The 1632-nt window shown below is 68.4% G+C and carries 1 protein-coding gene; it reads right to left on the reverse strand.

All coding sequences use genetic code 11. The features are described from left to right. Positions 1–20: 20 nt before the first annotated feature. Positions 21–1235: an IS110 family transposase gene (locus ACFVX9_RS39705; protein ID WP_387987175.1), complete on the reverse strand. Its 1215-nt coding sequence runs from the start codon at positions 1233–1235 to the stop codon at positions 21–23. Between the last annotated feature and the right edge of the window lie 397 nt (positions 1236–1632).

A 1632-nucleotide genomic window follows, 5' to 3' on the forward strand; every position in this document is an offset into this window, starting at 1 on the left:
TTTGCTTGTGGTTGGGGTGGTTAGGCGGCGAGGGTGATGGTGGGGGTTCGGGGCTCGTAGAAGGTGCCGTCGCGGAGCATGGCGAACAGGACGCTGATGCGTTGGCGGGCGAGCCGCAGGAGTGCCTGGGTGTGTGTCTTGCCGCGGGCTCTTTGCCGGTCGTAGTAGGTGCGTGATGCCGGGTCGGCGTTCATGCAGGCGAAGGCGGAGAGGAACATCGCGCGTTTGAGCTGCCGGTTTCCGCCTCTGGGTGCGTGTTCGCCGTGGATCGAGGTCCCCGACGACTTCGTCGTGGGAGCAAGGCCGGCGTAGGAGGCGAGGTGGGCGGCGCTGGGAAAGCCGGTGCCGTCGCCGACGGTGACCAGCAGGACGGCGGCGGTCCTGACCCCGACTCCGGGCATCGAGGTCAGGACTGGGTGAAGAGGGTGGGCCTCCAGCAGGGTGCTGATCTGGGCTTCGAGTGCCCGGCGCTGGTCGTGGACCGCGGCGAGCGAGGCGGCCAGGGACGGGATCACGATGTCGAGGGTGCCTGTGCCGGGAACGATGACGGTCTGCTCGTCGAGGGCGGCGAAGACGTCGTCGATCAGCCTCTGTGCCATCCGCGGAGCCTTGGGCCGGATCAGCTCGACGAGCCTGCGGCGGCCGGCTTTCCGCAGAGCGTGGGGAGATCCGTGGCGCTCGAGGAGCCAGGTGACGGCGGGGTGGTCCAGTCGCGGGCCGAGAACGCGCTCCAGCGACGGGTGGAACTGGGTGAGCAGGCCGCGTATCCGGTTGCTGGTGCGGGTGGCCTCGGCGGCGAGGTCCTGGTCGAAGCCGGTCAGCACCGTGAGCTCGGCGGTGATCTCGTCCGTCAGCTCCAGCGAACGCAAGATGTGCGGCATGGTGCGGGCGGCGTCCGCGATCACCGCTGCGTCCTTCGCGTCCGTTTTCGCCTCGCCCGGATACAGATCAGCGATCCGCCGCATGGCAAGTCCGGGCAGGTAGGCGACCTCGCAGCCCGCGTCGCGGGCCACGGTCAGCGGCAGGGCACCAATCGAGGCGGGCTGGTCCACGATCACCAGGACGGTGCCGAACTTGGCCTTGAGCTTGTCGAAGACGGCCCGCAGCTTCGGTTCGCTGTTGGGCATCGGCTTGTCGAAGACCTTCTTCCCGGCCGGGGTGAGCCCGTGGCCGTGGTGAGCGGTCTTGCCGACGTCCATCCCGAGGAAGACGCCCACTCCTTCGATGTCGAACATCGCACCCTCTCCAGGTCGTTGGCCGTGCCGGCCTCGGCGGTGGCACCGTGCTCGCGCATCCACGTTATGCAGACCTGCCGCCCGCGAACTGCCCGGCATTGCGCCGGGCCGGACGGTGGCCGGGTCTCTCATCAGCGTCTGTGACGGCACCTCCCGGGCCCGGCGACACCACCCCCCAGGTCATCCGTTCGACAGAGGGGACACAGTCATACCGGGCCCGGAGGCCAGCGGCCCCATTGCAGGACCGCGAAAAACATAACGGGGGGTGTCTCTATGTCCTTCGTCAAGGACGTGGTGCCTGGTTTGCTTGTGGTTGGGGTGGTTAGGCGGCGAGGGTGATGGTGGGGGTTCGGGGCTCGTAGAAGGTGCCGTCGCGGAGCATGGCGAACAGGACGCT

This window comes from Kitasatospora sp. NPDC058243 (assembly GCF_042882025.1).
Classification (GTDB): domain Bacteria; phylum Actinomycetota; class Actinomycetes; order Streptomycetales; family Streptomycetaceae; genus Kitasatospora.